Here is a 17,248-nt window from a genome sequence, read left to right as displayed (position 1 = left end):
GTAACGTTATTGTATTACGAATTAAACATCATCGTAATTAAATCCTTCATCATCTTCATTGTGGAAAAAATCCTCCTTACCAATATAATCGGGCCAGATATCTTCTATACTCTCGTATACAACATCTTCGCCTTGTTCAATTTCTTCGAGTTCATGTAAATTGTCGAGCACCTGTTGAGGACTACCATTCCGCTCGGCCCACTCAATAAGTTCATCACGGGTTGCAGGAAATGGTGCGTCATCTAATACGGCTGCTAATTCAACAGTCCAGATCATAAATAAAACTTCTTATTTTGTTATTTGGGTTCAACTATATAACTAAGCACCTTAATAAAAGGTTTCATACATTAAATTCAAGTCATTTTTTAAGGAAAAAGCAATTATTTTTTTCTTTCAAAGGCTCAAAGGTTTAGAAAATTATTCATATCTTGTGGTATCAATAAATACAAACTCTAAAAAAGAAGGAATATTATATGCTTGGTGGTTTTGGTGGTATGGAAGTTTTAATTATTCTGCTGGTTGTGCTGCTGTTTTTTGGAGCAAAGCGGATCCCCGAACTTGCCCGTGGAATCGGTCAAGGAATAAATGAATTCCAAAAAGCCTCAGATGAGATCAAAAAAGAGATCGAACAGGGCGGAAAGGAAGGATTGTCTTCAGAAAGTAAGGAAAAAGAAGAAGTTAAGAACAAAGAAAATTAATTAAAACCATACTTACTGTTGAGTTATTCAGATTTTAGCCAGATTCAAGAGTCATTGTCATCTGGTGATGTTACACTCCCGGAAATTGTACAGCATTATATTTCAAATATTGAAGAACGCAACGCTGAAGTAAATGCCGTTGTAAGCATTGACAAAGACGGTGCGCTTAGCAGAGCTAAGGAAATTCAGGAGCGTATTGATGATGGAACGGCCGGAAATTTGGCCGGGATGGTTATTGGTATTAAAGACCTGATCTGTGAACGTGATAAACAGGCTACCTGTGCATCAAACATCTTATCAAACTTTGAGAGTGTATATGATGCAACCGTGGTAGAGCGTTTGCGAGAAGATGATGCCATTTTGTTGGGGCGCTTGAATATGGATGAATTCGCAATGGGTTCATCAACTGAAAATACTATTTACGGTCCTACAAAAAATCCGGTTAATACCGATAAAGTAGCCGGTGGGTCATCAGGGGGCAGTGCTGCTGCTGTAGCGGCTGATTTCTGTACGGCCTCTCTTGGTTCTGATACAGGCGGTTCTATTCGCCAGCCGGCTTCGTATTGTGGAGTAGTAGGACTTAAGCCTACTTATGGCCGTGTATCTCGTCACGGTTTAATTGCCTTTGCCTCATCTTTTGATTGTATTGGACCGCTTACTCATTCTGTAAAGGATGCAGCTATATTACTTGAAACGATAGCGGGTGCCGATCCCAATGATAACACCTCTTCTAGTAGAACAGTACCGAACTATCGGCAATTTGCCGAAGAGCCCGACTCTAATATTCGCATCGGTGTTCCGGAAGAGTATTTTGGGGAAGGCCTTGACAACGAAATCAAGGAAGGAATTCAGGCTAAACTGGATGAACTAGAGCAAAATGGGGCAGAGTTAGTCCCCATCCACCTGCCGCATATGAAATATGGTATCGCCACCTATTATATTTTGGCTACTGCAGAAGCCTCCAGTAACCTTGCCCGTTATGATGGTATCCGCTATGGGCACCGTGCTGATATTAAAGATGTTGAAAAAGATCTTAAGCTGGAACGTGAGGCTATTACCGAGCAGATTAAGCAGGCCAAAGGCGACGAAAAGGTTGAGCTGAGCGCCAAGTTGGAAGATATGGATTCTGCTTTGATTCGATTGTATAAAAAGAGCCGTACCGAAGGCTTCGGAGATGAGGTAAAACGCCGTATTATGTTAGGGACTTACGTGTTGAGTGCCGGCTATTATGATGCCTACTATGCCAAAGCGCAAAAAGTTCGTCGTCTAATAAAAGAAGACTTTACAAAGGCGTTTGAAGATGTAGATGTTATTGTATCGCCAACGGCGCCCAGCACTGCTTTCGATCTGGGTACAAATCAAGATAATCCGGTTCAAATGTATCTCAACGATATTTATACCACCTCTGCTAACTTGGCCGGGATTTGTGGGTTGAGCGTTCCGGCGGGTACTCATTCTAATGGGCTGCCCTATGGTATGCAGTTTATGGCAGATACGTTTGAAGAAGGCAAGCTGTTTAATGCAGGTCGCCTTGTTGAGCAATTGGATTAAAAAATATTTTTAAGATGACTAATCGATTAGAGGGTAAATGGGCGCTTGTTACCGGCGCTACTTCGGGTATCGGTAGAGCTACTGCTGTTGAATTTGCAGCCTCTAGCTGTAATTTGATAATAAATGGACGTAGGAAAGAACGTCTGGATAATCTTAAGCAGCAACTTGAAACAGAGCATTCTGTTGTAGTAGAAACAGGCTGCTTTGATGTACGAGACAGAGAGGCATGTTCGGATTTTATATCTCAGCTTGAACATCCTATAGATACTCTCGTTAATAATGCAGGTCTTGCCCGCGGAAAAGATGCTGTGTATGATGCTTCTTTTGAAGATTGGGATGAGATGGTAGATACCAATATTAAAGGGGTTTTGAATATGACACGTCTTATTAGCCCCCGGATGAAAGAGAAAAATAGGGGACATATTATCAATGTCGGTTCCATAGCCGGCCACGAAAGTTATCCGGGTGGTTCTGTCTATTGTGCTACAAAGCACGCTGTAAAAGCATTTACAGAAGCCACAAAGAAAGATCTGCACGGCACCAATGTACGAGTTAGTATGGTTTCACCGGGATTGGTAGAGACGGAATTCAGTAATGTGCGCTTCCACGGTGATGATGAACGAGCGGATAATGTGTATGCCAATTTGGATCCCTTAACGGGAGAAGATATTGCTGAGATTATCCATTTTATAGCAAATCGCCCGCCGCACGTAAATATTATGGATTCTATTGTACTGCCGGTGTCACAATCTTCTTCATCGATGGTTTCCCGTGATGAATAAAACGATTATCATTCTAATTGTTTGTTTACTGCCAGTGTTTTTTTTGGGATGTGGGGGAGAGGAATCATCAGAACAGAGATTTTCGTTTGAAAACAAAGACCAGTTTGTCCCTCAATTCAATGCTGACAGTGCCTATCATTTTATTGAAGAGCAAGTAGCTTTGGGCCCGCGAAATCCCGGTTCAGAAGGACATCGTAAAACCAAAGCTTTTCTGTTGAATACATTACGAGATTTTTCATCTGAGCGGACGGTATTTCCACAGAATTTTACAGCCAAAGGGTATCAAGGCGAAGAACTTAAACTAACGAATATTATTGCTGCCTTTAATACACAGAGTAGTGATCGTATTATGTTGTGTGCCCATTGGGATACCCGCCCCCGTGCTGACAAAGCTGATAAAAATAAGCAGGAACCAATATTAGGAGCTGATGACGGAGGGAGCGGGGTTGGTGTCCTACTAGAGCTTGCCCGCCTATTTAAGGAAAATCCGCCACCCATTGGGGTCGATATCGTGCTCTTTGATGGCGAAGATTATGGTAAAGAAGGAGATCTTGACAACTACTTTTTGGGATCAAGATATTGGGCTCAAAATCCCCCGGTAAAAGGATATTCTCCACGTTTTGGTATTTTACTGGATATGGTAGGAGGCAAGGGAGCACAGTTTCCCAAAGAGCAGTATTCTATGCATTTTGCCCCGGCATTGGTAAATGAGCTCTGGTCTATTGCCGATCAGAAAAACCATGGTCAGCTGTTTCTGGATAAAAAAGGGAATGCTATTTCAGATGATCACCTAATTATAAATCGAGATCTGCAAATACCAACTATTGATATTATTCGTCATGAAGTTACGGAGAATGGTGCAGAATTCGCCCCATATTGGCATACCCACGATGACAATATGGATATTATTGACAAAAACACCCTGAAAGCTGTAGGAGAAGTCTTAACCGAATTAATTTATAACAGAATATAGAAATTATAAGCTGGGTGTTTAAGGCCATAGGCCAGATTCTGGCAATCCAATTTCCAATTTCCAAGCTCTAACTTCCAGTGTTATGAAATATATCAAACTTGTTATTGAGATTGCGGATGAGTACCAGGAAAGTTTGATTGCCGAGCTGTTTGATATGGATTTTGACGGTTTTGAACAACGTGAAGATTCTATTGTAGCTTATATCACGAAAGAGAGTCTTGGGATTGGCGATCGGGAACAAATAGATCAACTATTGGGGGCCTATCCGGGTGATGGCTACATAAAATCTGAAGAAGTTGTAGCCGAACAAAACTGGAATGCACAGTGGGAGCAGACGATTAAGGCGCAATCAATAGGGCAATTCTTTGTGAAACCCACATGGTCGCAAGCTTCGGTACCCAATGATAAAATACTGCTCGAGATTGATCCTAAAATGTCTTTTGGTACGGGATATCATGAGACCACTCGATTGATGTTGGAGGCTCTGGCCAAGCTGTTAGAGGGTGGGGAGACGATTATTGATGCGGGGACGGGAACGGGAATACTATCTATTGCTGCAATCAAATTGGGCGCGAAAGAAGCCCTCGCTTTTGATATTAATGAATGGAGTATCACAAACACAAAAGAGAATATATTGCTCAATGGAGTATCGGAAGATATTACGGTAAAATTGGGGTCATCAGAAGTGATTGCCGATGTAGCAGCTGTTGATCTTATTATGGCCAATATTGAAAAAAATGTCATTCTAAGCTTGTTGGATGATTTTATTCCGGCCCTTAAACAAAAGGGGAAATTACTGTTGTCGGGGCTGTTGGAAACCGATCTGGACCAGCTTAAAGAGGAGTTAAAGCCACATTTTGAGATTTTAGAGGTCTACCATGAAAATGAATGGATTGCAGTTTTTGCCAAAAAGATAACCTCATGAGAGCATCTATCGACATAGGTACAAATACTGCGCTATTACTTGTTGCTAAGGTAAGTGACGGTGAGCTGGAGGTTTTATATGAAGAGCAGTGTATACCTCGGTTGGGAGAGGGCGTTGATAAAGAAAGAAATCTCAGTGATAAAGCTATAAAAAGAGTTACGGAAGCATTAACTTATTTTAAACAGATTCTTTCGACCGATTTTCCTGAGGTTACAGAACTAACGGTTACTGCTACCAGTGCCGTTCGGGATGCAAACAATAAGGAACAGTTTATAGAACATATTAGGAAGGAGACAGGCCTATCAATCCAGGTTTTAAGTGGCTATGAAGAGGCACAGTATACCTTTTGGGGCGCTCAAAGTGTATTGCCCGTGGCCAAGCCCTTGGCAGTTGTTGATATTGGCGGAGGTAGTACCGAATTAGCAGTTGGTTCGCAATCAGAAGGGTTAATTGATCGGCATTCATTTGATATGGGCTGTGTACGTTTTACCGAGCGGTTTTTGACTAATGATCCGCCATCACTTCAACAAATTGAAGAGTGCCGGGCAGAGATTAAAGAAACCCTCAGTCATAGATCCTTTAATTTCATAAAAGAGCCAATTTTAGTAGGGGTAGCCGGTACTGTAACTTCGTTGGCTTATATGGAATTAGAACTTCCAAGCTATGACCGATCAGCATTAAATGGGTGCCAGATAGAAATAGGGGTTCTGCAAAAGTGGATAGCTTATATTAGACAACAGAGTAGTTCACGGCTGGTAGAAGAATATCTGGAAGTGATGAAGGGGAGGGCAGATATCTTTTTAGCCGGACTGTTAATTCTGGAACAAGTTATGGAGGTGAATAACTTTGAAGCATTAGTGGTTTCAATAGGCGGCATCCGACATGGTGCAATTTTAAAATCAATGAAATAATAAAAAAGGCGCCCTGAATAGGACGCCTTAAATAATATATAATTCAATTAACTAGATCTTAGAAGCCGAATCGAAGACCAGCCGAGATTCCTAATTGGTCTGCGTCACCGAGAACATATTTCAGTTCAGTGTATAGGTCAGCAAAACCAATACCGAATTCAGCGCCACCTCCCAGATTAAGTCCAACTTCTGAGGCACTTCCTGAGGCTGTAAACCCACCGGCACTGACGGTAGTTTCAACAGTAGCATAGTTAAGTCCCCCTAAGCCATATACCGTCATTGTAGCTTCAGATAAGAAGACATAATGAACGTTGGCATTTAATTCCCACCATGAGGTATCAACTCCATTTGCTTCTTCGCCAAAGAAATAGATAAAATCTGCTGCCCCTCTAAAACTGTCACTAAAACCCATAACAGCTCCAGCTTGAATTCCAATAGATTCTATCTCAGTACCGTATGCCAAGCCCCCACCTGCTTTAATGTCTTGAGCATAAGTATTGGAGTTTGTTAAAAATGCTATCCCTAGTATTAAGCATCCTAATGTTAGTAGTTTTTTCATTGTCTGTATGTTTTATTGTTATTGGTTAGTGATAACTTCAAACTGATGAAGTTGTTCTTGATAATGTAAGACCCCTATAAAGCAAAAACCTTACAATTTTATTTTTATCACTCTTTATATGCGAGATATTATATAAAAAAAGTTCAAAAATAAATATTCAAGTCTTTTTTTGTAAAACTAGATGGGAAAAATGTTTTTGATTCAGTATGTTAAGGCACTAAAATTAATAGCTGCTCAGATCAACTTTTACATTGGGAATGTCAGATAATAAGACAACAAGTGAAGAAGAGTACGAATCTCCTCGTGAAAACGCCTCTGAAAGTAGTCTCGAAGATGATAAACTGGTAAAGAAGGCTATTGGCGGTAACGAAGATGCCTATACCAAGCTTGTAGATAAATACCAGCGGGCGTTATTCTTTCATATTTTAAAAATGGTGAAAGACAGAGAGCAAGTCGAAGATCTGGTTCAGGAGGCTTTCGTTAAGGCTTTTGATAACCTGAATACCTACAATACCAATTACGCTTTTTCTACGTGGTTATATCGCATTGCTACCAATCATACGATTGATTATTTGCGAAAGAAAAAGCTAAAAACGCTCTCCATTGATGATCCGGTAAAGACAAAAGACGGAGAGATGGAGATACAGCTCCCGGATGAGTCTGCAAAAACCGATCGTGATATCATAAAAAAACAGCGAAAAAAAATTGTGCAAAAAGCGATTAAAGATCTTCCTGAAAAATATCGAAAGGTTATTGAACTGCGTCATATGGAGGAGAAAAGTTATAAAGAGATTGCAGATATCCTGGATTCTCCCTTGGGCACAGTAAAAGCGCATATCTTTAGAGCTCGTGAGCTGTTGTACAAAGAGCTGAAAGACAAAAAGGATCGGTTCTAAGTAATATTAACTGTGAAATACGGTATTTACTTTTTCTTTGGCGTCTTCTTCAGGAGTAATATGAATAACATAGTTGCCTGTGCTAACATCTTTCGGTAATTCCCGTGATTCCAGGGATGGAATAATATCATATGGGTTAAATGATATATTTACTTCCCTTTCAACCCCATCCATATATGTTAATAATGAGTTATACTCATAGGTTACCAAATCTTTAAAAAAGGTATCATTTTCAACCAAGTCTGAATCGTTTAATAAATATTCAGAAAAAAGAATGCCACTGTCTGAGGCAAAAAGACAGGGATAGTTTTTTATACAGTAATCGGAAAAGACTTGTTCAAAAGCTTCCTCTCCATATTTAAGCATAATATACCTGGATGATAATTTGGCAAAACTGACAAGCTGTGATTTTCTGAATTTGTCAATCAGGGATTGAATTATTTTTACTCCTTTATCGTGGTTTAAATAATCAAGCGAAGGAACTTCTGTAGCTTTTTGCTTTCGAATGGCAAGTAATCCTAATTCATGTTCATAATCTGTAAGACGGGGAGCATCCATATCAGAAGATTTATCTGTTAATGGGGCTGCAGCAGTATCCGATGCATCTTTCCCTCTTTCCGCCCAAACCGAATTCATGATTTCAAACTGTTTTCGCAGATCATCTTGACTTACAGCAGGAAGGTAATCTGCAAGCATTTCAAAGGTAATTGCCTTTAAGTTAGGTAACATTCGTACCACTTTTTCAAATACCTCTAGTACTTCAGCGCTTGAAACGTCTGAATGGGCGTCGAGATAGTACCCGTCAAAATAAAATCCTCCTGCCAGGTGAATTTGTATAACTCTGCTAAGGTCTATTTGTGAGAGGGCTTCAAAAATATTTTGCCTTCCATTTTTTTGATTAGAAAGCAGATTATGAATATCCAACAGGATGTTACAATCTGCATTGCGAGCGACCTCATTGATAAAATGGCCATCTGCAAGCTCAAAATCTTGTGGTTGCAGGTAATTTGTACCGGTTTCAAAGGCAAAAGGTAGGTCGAAATGTGAAGCATACGCTTTAATTTTTTCTGCAGCATTCAACGCACCCTCCATTGTTTGAAGGGGGGGCAACAGAAAATTAGTATTTCTTACTGCATCTTCTGCATAGATCTTGTTGAAACTAAGATGCTCACTCAACCATACAGGATCAAGAGCATCAATCATTTTCTGCATGCAATTGATATGTTCGGTATCAGAGGAAATAGAGCCGCCAATAGGAAAACCCACTCCATGAAAGGAGATAGGTATATCCAATGCCTGGAGATATTCTACTTTGTCTTCATCATAGGAGTAAGAACTCAACTCAGTCTTGTTATGAGTCCACAGAGTTTGTGGCTCAATTTCAATAGTTGAAATAAGATCTGAGTTGAGTTCTATGGTATCTTCAAACCCTGGGAAGTAAATAATCCCAACTCCCTGTTCCGGAATATTCATACTTAACGAAACCTTGGACGATCAATCAATTCCAGGTCTTCATTAAAGTTAAACCTTTTTTCGATATCAAATCGAATATCGAAACCCGAATGACATGCCGGACAATTGAGCCTGTCAAGTACAATTGAGGTAACTTTCTGCATCTCATCCAGGTTGTAAGCTACCTTTGCTGGTACGGTTACATGAACAGCTGTATCTTTTTTACTTGGTCTTGAATTTAGGTCTTCTTTTGAAATCTTCATGATAAAGTAGTTTTTATTGATGAATCCTTTTGTACGCAAGGATTCTTAGCGTTTATTTTGATGCACAGTTTCTTTTCTTCTCTCATTTCGATGGGTGATAAATTTCACCATTCGAATGATTTAGTAATGTGATATCTTTTTGGGATAGGTATCAGCGGGTTTAATTCTCTTGAGTTTACTTAACTACTGCAACATAAAAAAATACTGCATATTGTAAAAACAGATACTATTATAAGTTATAGTATTGCAATAGCATTAATATATTTAGAAAAGTAATAAAAATATATTAATTACTTAATCAATAATTCCGATAAAATTTCTTGAAATTGTGGCATTTTAAATACTAACATCGGGTACCCCCCTTAAACTGTTCGTCCTTTAATACTGATTTGTAATATGCTGGATTCTCCCTTGGGTATAGTGAAAGCACATATCTCTAGAGCTCGTGAGTTGTTGTACAAAGTACTGAAGGGTAAGAAGAGGAAGATTTAAATACTCTTAAGAAGAGAGGGATATCAGGAAGGGTAAACTTTCAATATTCTATCTTGTTAATTCAGTGTTCGTTCCATTTTCCATACTTCTTTTGGTATCCATCTTTTAATCCTTTTATAATAGCCCTGGCTAAATTACTGCGCCCAAGACCTATTTGGCAAGTTGCTATTATAATTCTTGTGACAGAATAGTAGGAATGGAATAATGGTTTGAGATAGACAGATAAGTAATTTTTGGCAAGGAGGATACGGTTTCTCGTTGTATAATAATAAGTGAGTGCACGTCTTTCATTTGATTGAGAAGACCCATTTTTGTGTTCAAATATTGCTTTAGAGGTGATGTAGGGTTGGAATCCCATTTTTTGCACAAATAACCCTAATTAAGTGTCTTCGGCATATAAAAAAATCTTCGATCAAATAGGTTTTCTCGTTTTTTTAAGATTCTACGAACAAGATCTTTTTGGATGAATAGTGCCGAGCCTTCAATATAAAAGGTAGGCCAACATTGGAGATCCGGGTTGAACTCGTGGGGTGTTCTAATTCCAAACAGCCACCATGGCCAGCGTCGAGATGCTCCCGTTTCTGTGTTTTTATTTTGAGGTCTTAGTAACTTAATATTTTGCTGTCGACTTTGTTTAAGCAGGGGCCACAGGGTATTCTGATTGATACTGGCATCATTATTTAGTAAAAAAAGCCCTGAAAAATCATCCAGATTTATTTTTTTTTACTAAGTAATTTACTCCTCCGGCAAATCCTAAATTTTGCTCACTGGCATATATATTGATTTGCACCTCACATTTGTTGAGGCCCTTTTTTAGTTTTGCCAGTGATTTTTCTTCAGATTCATTATCAAGTAAAAAAATTACAGGAGTTACATTGCGGGAGCCAGATATAGATTAAACACATTCTAAGGTAGCTGTAATATTTTTCCAATTAAGGATAAGAACGGCAATTCAGTCATTTCTTTTATGTGATTGAGTGGAGGCCGCCATTGAATCAGCTTTTCCTAATATTTGTTGCAACAGCTGCTACATTGTCCTTGTATTTCTCAAATTTAGCCCGTCGAATAGGGGTTCCTTCAAAAAGCTCATCATATTTTTCGATATCCAGTTCTTCCCAGAAATTGATATCATGGTCAAGAAGTTTTTCACGCGGAGCAAGATCTTCCATCTGGCTATAGGTAGCATCACGATTCCAGGGACAAACATCCTGGCAGATATCGCATCCAAACATCCAATCGCCTACATCATCTCGTTGGTCTTCGGGTATGCTCTCTTTTAGCTCAATAGTCAAATAAGAGATACACTTTGTGGCATCAACACGATAAGGCTCATAAATGGCATTGGTAGGGCACGAATCGATACATCGGGTGCAACTGCCACAGTGGTCGGTAATAGGGGCATCATATTGGAACTCAGCGTCAATGATCATCTCTCCGATAAAAAAGAATGAGCCCATATTTTTGTTCAGGATGTTCGAGTTCTTACCCATCCAGCCCAACCCTGAACGAACGGCCCACGCTTTATCTAATACAGGAGCAGAATCGACAAAAACCCGGCCTTCCAATCCTCCTAAAAGTTCTTCTGTCTCCGCAAAAAGCCTTTTAAGTTTTTGCTTGAATACTTTGTGATAGTCTCGGCCTTGTGCGTACTTAGCGATTTGAGGGCTGTTGTCTTTGGCCATCTGTTTCCGGTGGCGGGGGTGGAAATAGCTGCCTATTACAGATACTACAGATTTAGCCCCGGGCACGAGTTTGGTAGGATCTACCCGCTTTTCGAAATGATTCTCCATCCAGCCCATTTTACCATTACGATCTTGGTTTAACCACTCACGCAGGCGACGTTCTTCGGTTTCGAGACGCCCGGCTTTAGCAAAACCGCAGGCATTAAATCCCAGGCGCAGGGCTTTTTCACGTACCTTTTGAGTGCGATCGTGCAGGTTCATGTAATTGAGGTGTATATCTTTATAGTACGAAAGCGTTAGCTGTTTTTTTAATAAGAACAGCCTTTAAAGGTAAGCATTGCTAAAGTGGTAATAAATGATTTCAAGGGGTAGCATTATAATGCAGCAGTGTCTACTTCGTTGATCTCCCCATCTGCTAATTTTAGGGTCCGGTATGGATATTGTTTGACGGTATCATAATCATGGGTAACCATCAGAACAGCCATACCACGGTTATTAATCTGTTTGAGCAGATCCATAATTTCAGCAGATGCAGCAGGGTCAAGGTTCCCGGTAGGTTCATCTGCCAACATAATACGAGGTTCGTTTGCTAAGGCTCGTGCAATAACAACCCGTTGTTGTTCTCCTCCGGATAGGTCTTCGGGCATATTCCGCCGTTTATGGCTTAATCCAACCATTCCTAATACCTCCAGCACGCGTTGTTTGATAAAGCTTTTCTTTTCACCGGTGACCTGAAGGGAAAAAGCCACGTTTTCATAAACAGTACGGTCGGGAAGAAGCTGAAAATCCTGGAACACAATACCCAGTCTTCGCCGTAGGTAGGGCACTTTTTTATCTTTCAGGGAGCTAACATCCATTCCTGCTACTGATACGGTTCCGTTGTCGGGCAATAAATCTCGGTAAATAAGACGTAGGAAAGAGCTTTTTCCGGCCCCGGTTTGGCCAATAAGATAAGTGAATTCGCCATTGCCTAAGCTGAAGTTAATATTATCCAGCACGGGCTGATGATTATAAGAGACACTAACATTTTGAAATTCTATGACTGCGTGTTGGGACATCGTAAAACCATTGTGATTCGTAAACTATTTTCGTCAGCTTCTTCGAATTCGAAGTCGCTGTATTTTGCAACTAAGTTATACGCTGTTTGATCGATAATATCAAGCATTTGTTCTAGCGTATATGCTCGTTGTCTGTGAGATTCTTGATACTCTTCTAAAACTGTTTGCTGGTCATCGGCAAGCTTTTTGATTTTAAAACTGTTAACATGTATTTGAGCAGCAGAATCATAAGTGCTTTTCCGCGAGAAGTGATAGCCATCCTCGGTATATCCTTCTTCGTTGTGCAGGTAATCTATCGCTCGAATAGAGTTCTTGGGGGTAGTAAAGTCAAAAATAAGCAGGCTTTGTGGACCCAAAACGCTTTGAACTTCTTCTAAAAACTGTTTGACCTCTTCTGGTGAATGCAAATAATTGATACTGTCAAACACAGAAACAACGATATCAAAAGTTCGGTCCATGTTGATATCGAGAAAGTCCATCACCTCAAAATCGACGTTGCATCTTTTTTCTTCATTTTTTTGACGAGCTTTAGCAATCATCTGTGGAGATTTATCGGTTCCCAAAATATCATAGCACTCCAACTCATCAAGAGAAAGAGCCAGGGAACCCGTGCCGCAAGCCAGTTCCATAATGGTCTGGGGGTTGGGATGATGGTTTAACATTAAGGCATCAATAAAATCAGCCCAAAGGTCGTAGTTAACGTCTTTCATAACCGAATCATAGATATCGGCTAATTTCGAGTATTCCGGATATTCGATATTGCTCATGCTTGTAAAGCCTCCTTTTGGCGATTCTTAGCCAATGTTATTGCCAAATTAAAAGCTTGAGTAAACGAAGAGGAATTAGCTTTATCTGCTCCGGCAATGTCGAAGGCAGTGCCATGGTCAGGAGAGGTTCGAACAATTGGCAGGCCGGCTGTAAAGTTAACGCCGGCTCCAAAAGAAAGCGTTTTAAAAGGGATAAGGCCCTGGTCATGGTACATTGCTAAAATACCGTCATAGTTTTTGTACTTCCTGTTCCCAAAGAAGCCATCAGCAGGGTGGGGGCCACTTACGAGATGTCCGTTTTGTTGAGCTTTTTGAATTGTAGGAGAAATCAATTCAATTTCTTCATTTCCAATAATACCTCCATCACCGGCATGCGGATTCAGCCCCAGTACTGCTATCTTAGGGGCACCAATGTTAAAATCATTTTTGAGACTTCGGTCCATTATCGAAATATCGTTCAATATTTTTTCTTCGGAAAGTGCACCGGACACTTCGGCTAAGGGGATATGCACTGAAGTCAATCCCACTCTCAGATCATTGTTAACCAGCATCATCATAAAATCCGAGGTATCGGTATGCTCAGCTAAAAATTCGGTATGTCCGGGGATTTGATAGCCCGCAAGGTTGACAGCCTCTTTTGATATAGGAGCAGTTACGAGCGCATCAACAGCCTTGGTTTTACACAGTTCAATTCCTTTTTCAACAGCAAGCATAGCACAAAGCCCGGCCTGTTCGGTAAGAGAACCCGGAGCAATATTGGGTACTTCATTATTATAGCACTCAAGTATATTTATCTGCCCGTCCACTAGTTCATCGGTGCTATCGGTTTGATGGTATTTCAATTCTTCTGTAATTCGGTTAGCGTAAAAGTCGACGACTTTTGTGCTCCCAAGTATAATGGGGGTAACAGTATTGAGTGGGTGAGCGGCCAGTGTTTTTAAAACGACTTCCGGCCCAATACCGTTAAAATCGCCGCTGCTAATTGCTATTCGGTAATTCATGGTTGAGACAAACTATAATTTTTCTTTTGAGACAAGCTTAAAATCTCCAAATCCTGTAGTGGCTTGGAATACAAATTTAGTCGAAGGATAGGTCCAGATCTCGGTTGTGGGCCCGTTTGTAGGGAATTTACGCTTAGTATTTTTGGGAGGACCAAACTTTATGTAAACGTTCCCTCTATCGCTCTTATGACCAAGCTTGTTTTGGGTTGAAAATTTATCATACGCATAATCAATTCGCCGGTAGTATTCGGCCATTAGCTCATTATAATCTGTTTCAGGGGTTGGATCCCGTTTTTCCCAAAACTCGCGAAATTTTTGTTCCCGTTCTTCATTAGAACCACTTGAAAGACGATCCAGTGTTTTGTCATCAACAATATAGTGTAGCATTTCAATAGATACGTCTAAACTGAGTAGGCTCCTTGGCATATCTACCCAAACTGCGCGATACGTTTCGCTGACTACGGGGCTGCTGTCACCGGTTTTTGAGATTGTAAGGCGATATAAGGAGTTGGGTAATTTTTTATTAGGGATCTGTAGTAGGGCATAGGTATAACCACTCTCAATATGTTTTAGGTTTAGCTGAACATCATTATCCTTTGCTTTTGAGAGGGTAGGCAGTATATCAGTTTTAAAATCACCATCTGAAAGTGTAGACGAATAAACGGTGCTGCTTTGTGTGGTATCTTTGCCGGAAACTTTAAGGTTATCAAGTTTCAGATTGTAATTTGCTGATGGGTCATAATTTGGGATATGAGCCAGCATATAAAAATCTTTACCATAGGCTACGTTTTCTCCCAGCTTGGATAAACTGACATAGGAGATACCATTTTGTGTGGTCAGACTATTCCCAAAAGTAACATGATCTTGGGTTCCATTTTTAAAAGAAGAAATATGTACAGTTTGTCTGCGAGACATCCTGCTTTGGGCTTCTTGTCCCCGTTTTATTTGTAAAACATAATCGTAAGTACCGGGTGGTAAAGAAGTTTGCAGGTAGCCGTTTAAAAATTCTTTTTTTGACTGACTTTGTTCGTAATTCTCAGCATAAACCGTATCACTTAAAAAGTCACGGGCGATCGGTTCCAGTCCTTTGATTGAAAATTTATCCTTCGAAGAAGATTTTTGCCCGTCTGTTTTAAATATTTCGATACTGAGTTCAAGATTACTGTAAAATTCGCCATTTGAATTTGTTCGTTTGGCCTTTTTGAAGGGCAGATAGCTGTAGGGCAAATTAAACACAACGCCCATGGTTACGGTAGAATCTGACTTGGTTGGTAATGTTATAATATCAATTGAAACAGGACTTTTCCCTTTCTGATTAGCCAACTGCCGGTATCCATTATTCCATTGGCCATATGCAGCATCAGAAAAGAAAAGCAGACATAAGAACAATAACGCTGTTGATAAAAAGAATTTAAATAATTTCACAGCTTATCGGATTCATTAAAAATGTTATTTACATAGCAAGGTGCAAAGTAATGAACTTGAATCGAAATAGATACATTCATTACTTTGGCAATTGCTAAAAATCGTTATTTTGGTAACGCTCGAAACTATAATTTAATATCTATAAAAAGTAATCCGCTCTATGAGTTCCAGCAATTCCAGTTCTCCTCAAGATCTAGCATCACTTATTAAGCAGATTAATGAAACTGAAAAAGAGATAAAAAAGGGAGGAGGAGAAAAACGAATTGCCAAACATCATAACAAAGGAAAGCTTACGGCACGCGAACGCATCGATCTGTTGATTGATGATGATTCGCAGCTCTATGAATTAGGTCTGTGGGCGGGCTATGAAATGTATGAAGATGAAGGAGGATGCCCTTCTGGGGGCGTAGTTACCGGTATCGGAAGTGTATCGGGACGTGATTGTATTATTGTCGCCAATGATGCCACCGTTAAAGCAGGAGCCTGGTTTCCTATTACGGCAAAGAAAAATCTGCGGGCCCAAGAGATTGCGCTGGAAAATAAGCTACCGATCCTTTACTTGGTTGACTCCGCAGGAGTATACTTGCCTATGCAGGATGAGATATTCCCCGATAAAGAACACTTTGGTCGCATTTTCCGGAATAATGCCCGATTAAGTGCTGAAGGAATTCCACAAATTGCAGCTATTATGGGCAGTTGTGTGGCCGGGGGAGCGTATCTGCCGATTATGAGTGATGAAGCACTGATTGTTGATGGTACCGGTAGTGTTTTCTTGGCTGGTAGTTACCTTGTAAAAGCAGCTATAGGCGAGGATGTAGACAATGAAACACTTGGGGGTGCTACTACCCATACCGAAATAAGTGGGGTGACAGATTATAAAGTAAAAGATGATGAAGAGTGTCTGGAAACCGTACGAGATTTAGTAGATAAATTGGGACCTTTCGGTAAGGCGGGTTTCAATAGAACAGAACCTGTAGCTCCGGCCCGAGATGCGGAAGAGCTTTTTGACGTTTTTCCTGATGACAGAACCAAGCCCTACGATATGCATGAAGTCTTGGAGTGTATCGTGGATGAAGACTCCTTTACGGAGTTTAAAGAAGGGTATGGGCAAACGTTAATTACCGGTTTTGCTCGTGTTGATGGCTGGAGTGTGGGGATAGTCGCCAATCAGCGTAAAATAACGCGCACCAAGAAAGGAGAAATGCAGGTCGGTGGGGTAATCTATTCTGATTCGGCTGACAAAGCCGCACGTTTTATTATGAACTGTAATCAGAAAAAAATACCATTGGTCTTTTTGCAGGATGTCTCCGGATTTATGATTGGTAAACGCGCAGAGCATGGCGGCATCATAAAAGACGGTGCTAAAATGGTGAATGCCGTTTCAAACAGTACCGTTCCGAAGATCACAATTGTAGTAGGAAACAGTTATGGGGCCGGAAACTATGCGATGTGTGGCCGTGCCTACGATCCTCGTTTTATGTATGCCTGGCCATCGGCCCAAATTGCAGTAATGGGTGGAACACAGGCTGCGAAAGTATTGACCCAAATTCGGGTATCATCACTCGAAAAGCAGGGTAAGGAGATTACCGAAGAGGAGGAGCAAAAAATTATGAAAGAGATCAGCGAGCGGTATGACCATCAGACAGATGCCCGTTATGCTGCGGCACGCCTGTGGGTAGATGGTATTATTAATCCCCTTGATACCCGCGATAGAATTTCTCATTCGATAAAATGTGCTGATCACAATCCTGAGATTGAAGATTTCAAAACGGGTGTAATGCAGGTCTAATTAGGCAGCACTAGAGTTGGTTTA

At 40.5% G+C, this 17,248-nt stretch carries 17 protein-coding genes; 8 read left to right on the top strand and 9 right to left on the bottom strand.

The features are described from left to right. Positions 1 to 21: 21 nt before the first annotated feature. Positions 22 to 276, bottom strand: a complete 255-nt coding sequence (locus G3569_RS06190) for a DUF2795 domain-containing protein (RefSeq protein WP_138429737.1) — start codon at positions 274 to 276, stop codon at positions 22 to 24. A gap of 197 nt (positions 277 to 473) precedes the next feature. Here G3569_RS06190 and G3569_RS06185 point away from each other — a divergent pair, with 197 nt between their 5' ends. The 6 genes from G3569_RS06185 to G3569_RS06160 all read left to right on the top strand — a co-directional run bounded on the left by G3569_RS06185 (position 474) and on the right by G3569_RS06160 (position 5,840). Beyond that, positions 474 to 698, top strand: a complete 225-nt coding sequence (locus G3569_RS06185; RefSeq protein WP_165267160.1) for a Sec-independent protein translocase subunit TatA/TatB — start codon at positions 474 to 476, stop codon at positions 696 to 698. 18 nt (positions 699 to 716) lie between these two features. After that, on the top strand, positions 717 to 2,249 hold the full coding sequence (locus G3569_RS06180) for an amidase family protein (RefSeq protein ID WP_165267158.1): 1,533 nt from the start codon (positions 717 to 719) through the stop codon (positions 2,247 to 2,249). A 14-nt stretch (positions 2,250 to 2,263) separates the two neighbouring features. Then, complete coding sequence (locus G3569_RS06175) at positions 2,264 to 3,031, top strand: SDR family NAD(P)-dependent oxidoreductase (RefSeq protein WP_165267156.1); 768 nt, start codon at positions 2,264 to 2,266, stop codon at positions 3,029 to 3,031. Then, positions 3,024 to 4,004 carry a M28 family peptidase gene (locus tag G3569_RS06170; RefSeq protein WP_165267154.1) on the top strand — a complete coding sequence of 327 codons (981 nt, stop codon included), beginning with the start codon at positions 3,024 to 3,026 and terminating at the stop codon, positions 4,002 to 4,004. Before G3569_RS06175 ends, G3569_RS06170 begins: the two co-directional genes overlap by 8 nt. A gap of 82 nt (positions 4,005 to 4,086) precedes the next feature. Continuing rightward, positions 4,087 to 4,929, top strand: a complete 843-nt coding sequence (gene prmA, locus G3569_RS06165; protein ID WP_165267152.1) for a 50S ribosomal protein L11 methyltransferase — start codon at positions 4,087 to 4,089, stop codon at positions 4,927 to 4,929. Continuing rightward, positions 4,926 to 5,840, top strand: coding sequence for a Ppx/GppA phosphatase family protein (locus G3569_RS06160; protein ID WP_165267150.1), 915 nt, complete (start codon positions 4,926 to 4,928; stop codon positions 5,838 to 5,840). Before prmA ends, G3569_RS06160 begins: the two co-directional genes overlap by 4 nt. Before the next feature lie 58 nt (positions 5,841 to 5,898). On the opposite strand, the gene G3569_RS06155 is transcribed toward G3569_RS06160, so the two are convergent. Then, entirely contained in the window at positions 5,899 to 6,399 is a 501-nt protein-coding gene (locus tag G3569_RS06155) for an outer membrane protein (protein WP_165267148.1), read from the bottom strand. Between the two features lie 257 nt (positions 6,400 to 6,656). Between G3569_RS06155 and G3569_RS06150 the strand changes: the two genes are divergently transcribed. Beyond that, the gene (locus tag G3569_RS06150) at positions 6,657 to 7,295 is read left to right on the top strand and encodes an RNA polymerase sigma factor (protein WP_165267146.1); all 639 of its coding nucleotides are present in this window, start codon (positions 6,657 to 6,659) and stop codon (positions 7,293 to 7,295) included. A 6-nt stretch (positions 7,296 to 7,301) separates the two neighbouring features. Here G3569_RS06150 and G3569_RS06145 read toward each other — a convergent pair whose 3' ends face one another. The 7 genes from G3569_RS06145 to G3569_RS18900 all read right to left on the bottom strand — a co-directional run bounded on the left by G3569_RS06145 (position 7,302) and on the right by G3569_RS18900 (position 15,435). Next, positions 7,302 to 8,768 carry an MbnB/TglH/ChrH family RiPP precursor modification enzyme gene (locus G3569_RS06145; protein ID WP_165267144.1) on the bottom strand — a complete coding sequence of 489 codons (1,467 nt, stop codon included), beginning with the start codon at positions 8,766 to 8,768 and terminating at the stop codon, positions 7,302 to 7,304. A gap of 2 nt (positions 8,769 to 8,770) precedes the next feature. Beyond that, positions 8,771 to 9,010 carry a hypothetical protein gene (locus tag G3569_RS06140; RefSeq protein ID WP_165267142.1) on the bottom strand — a complete coding sequence of 80 codons (240 nt, stop codon included), beginning with the start codon at positions 9,008 to 9,010 and terminating at the stop codon, positions 8,771 to 8,773. A 1,487-nt stretch (positions 9,011 to 10,497) separates the two neighbouring features. Further along, positions 10,498 to 11,445, bottom strand: coding sequence for a tRNA epoxyqueuosine(34) reductase QueG (gene queG / locus G3569_RS06135; protein ID WP_165267140.1), 948 nt, complete (start codon positions 11,443 to 11,445; stop codon positions 10,498 to 10,500). A gap of 113 nt (positions 11,446 to 11,558) precedes the next feature. Further along, positions 11,559 to 12,242 (bottom strand): cell division ATP-binding protein FtsE, encoded by a 684-nt coding sequence (gene ftsE, locus G3569_RS06130; RefSeq protein ID WP_165267138.1) that lies wholly within the window; start codon positions 12,240 to 12,242, stop codon positions 11,559 to 11,561. Continuing rightward, on the bottom strand, positions 12,221 to 13,009 hold the full coding sequence (locus G3569_RS06125; RefSeq protein WP_165267136.1) for a class I SAM-dependent DNA methyltransferase: 789 nt from the start codon (positions 13,007 to 13,009) through the stop codon (positions 12,221 to 12,223). The genes ftsE and G3569_RS06125 overlap by 22 nt, the downstream gene beginning before the upstream one ends. Further along, entirely contained in the window at positions 13,006 to 14,010 is a 1,005-nt protein-coding gene (gene pdxA, locus G3569_RS06120) for a 4-hydroxythreonine-4-phosphate dehydrogenase PdxA (protein WP_165267134.1), read from the bottom strand. Before pdxA ends, G3569_RS06125 begins: the two co-directional genes overlap by 4 nt. 12 nt (positions 14,011 to 14,022) lie before the next feature. After that, entirely contained in the window at positions 14,023 to 15,435 is a 1,413-nt protein-coding gene (locus G3569_RS18900; protein WP_165267132.1) for a GWxTD domain-containing protein, read from the bottom strand. 160 nt (positions 15,436 to 15,595) lie between these two features. Between G3569_RS18900 and G3569_RS06110 the strand changes: the two genes are divergently transcribed. Next, positions 15,596 to 17,224: an acyl-CoA carboxylase subunit beta gene (locus G3569_RS06110; RefSeq protein ID WP_165267130.1), complete on the top strand. Its 1,629-nt coding sequence runs from the start codon at positions 15,596 to 15,598 to the stop codon at positions 17,222 to 17,224. The last annotated feature ends 24 nt before the right edge of the window (positions 17,225 to 17,248 follow it).

The organism is Fodinibius halophilus (assembly GCF_011059105.1).
GTDB classification, from domain to species: Bacteria; Bacteroidota; Rhodothermia; order Balneolales; family Balneolaceae; genus Fodinibius; species Fodinibius halophilus.
This window is presented reverse-complemented; position numbering and strand designations above follow the sequence as displayed.

Excerpts from the sequence above, each read along its gene's own strand:
- G3569_RS06190 (WP_138429737.1), bottom strand. The coding sequence starts at position 276 with ATGATCTGGACTGTTGAATTAGCAGCCGTATTAGATGACGCACCATTT.
- G3569_RS06185 (WP_165267160.1), top strand. The coding sequence starts at position 474 with ATGCTTGGTGGTTTTGGTGGTATGGAAGTTTTAATTATTCTGCTGGTT.
- G3569_RS06175 (WP_165267156.1), top strand. The coding sequence starts at position 2,264 with ATGACTAATCGATTAGAGGGTAAATGGGCGCTTGTTACCGGCGCTACT.
- G3569_RS06170 (WP_165267154.1), top strand. The coding sequence starts at position 3,024 with ATGAATAAAACGATTATCATTCTAATTGTTTGTTTACTGCCAGTGTTT.
- prmA (WP_165267152.1), top strand. The coding sequence starts at position 4,087 with ATGAAATATATCAAACTTGTTATTGAGATTGCGGATGAGTACCAGGAA.
- G3569_RS06160 (WP_165267150.1), top strand. The coding sequence starts at position 4,926 with ATGAGAGCATCTATCGACATAGGTACAAATACTGCGCTATTACTTGTT.
- G3569_RS06155 (WP_165267148.1), bottom strand. The coding sequence starts at position 6,399 with ATGAAAAAACTACTAACATTAGGATGCTTAATACTAGGGATAGCATTT.
- G3569_RS06150 (WP_165267146.1), top strand. The coding sequence starts at position 6,657 with ATGTCAGATAATAAGACAACAAGTGAAGAAGAGTACGAATCTCCTCGT.
- G3569_RS06145 (WP_165267144.1), bottom strand. The coding sequence starts at position 8,768 with ATGAATATTCCGGAACAGGGAGTTGGGATTATTTACTTCCCAGGGTTT.
- G3569_RS06140 (WP_165267142.1), bottom strand. The coding sequence starts at position 9,010 with ATGAAGATTTCAAAAGAAGACCTAAATTCAAGACCAAGTAAAAAAGAT.
- queG (WP_165267140.1), bottom strand. The coding sequence starts at position 11,445 with ATGAACCTGCACGATCGCACTCAAAAGGTACGTGAAAAAGCCCTGCGC.
- ftsE (WP_165267138.1), bottom strand. The coding sequence starts at position 12,242 with ATGTCCCAACACGCAGTCATAGAATTTCAAAATGTTAGTGTCTCTTAT.
- G3569_RS06125 (WP_165267136.1), bottom strand. The coding sequence starts at position 13,009 with ATGAGCAATATCGAATATCCGGAATACTCGAAATTAGCCGATATCTAT.
- pdxA (WP_165267134.1), bottom strand. The coding sequence starts at position 14,010 with ATGAATTACCGAATAGCAATTAGCAGCGGCGATTTTAACGGTATTGGG.
- G3569_RS06110 (WP_165267130.1), top strand. The coding sequence starts at position 15,596 with ATGAGTTCCAGCAATTCCAGTTCTCCTCAAGATCTAGCATCACTTATT.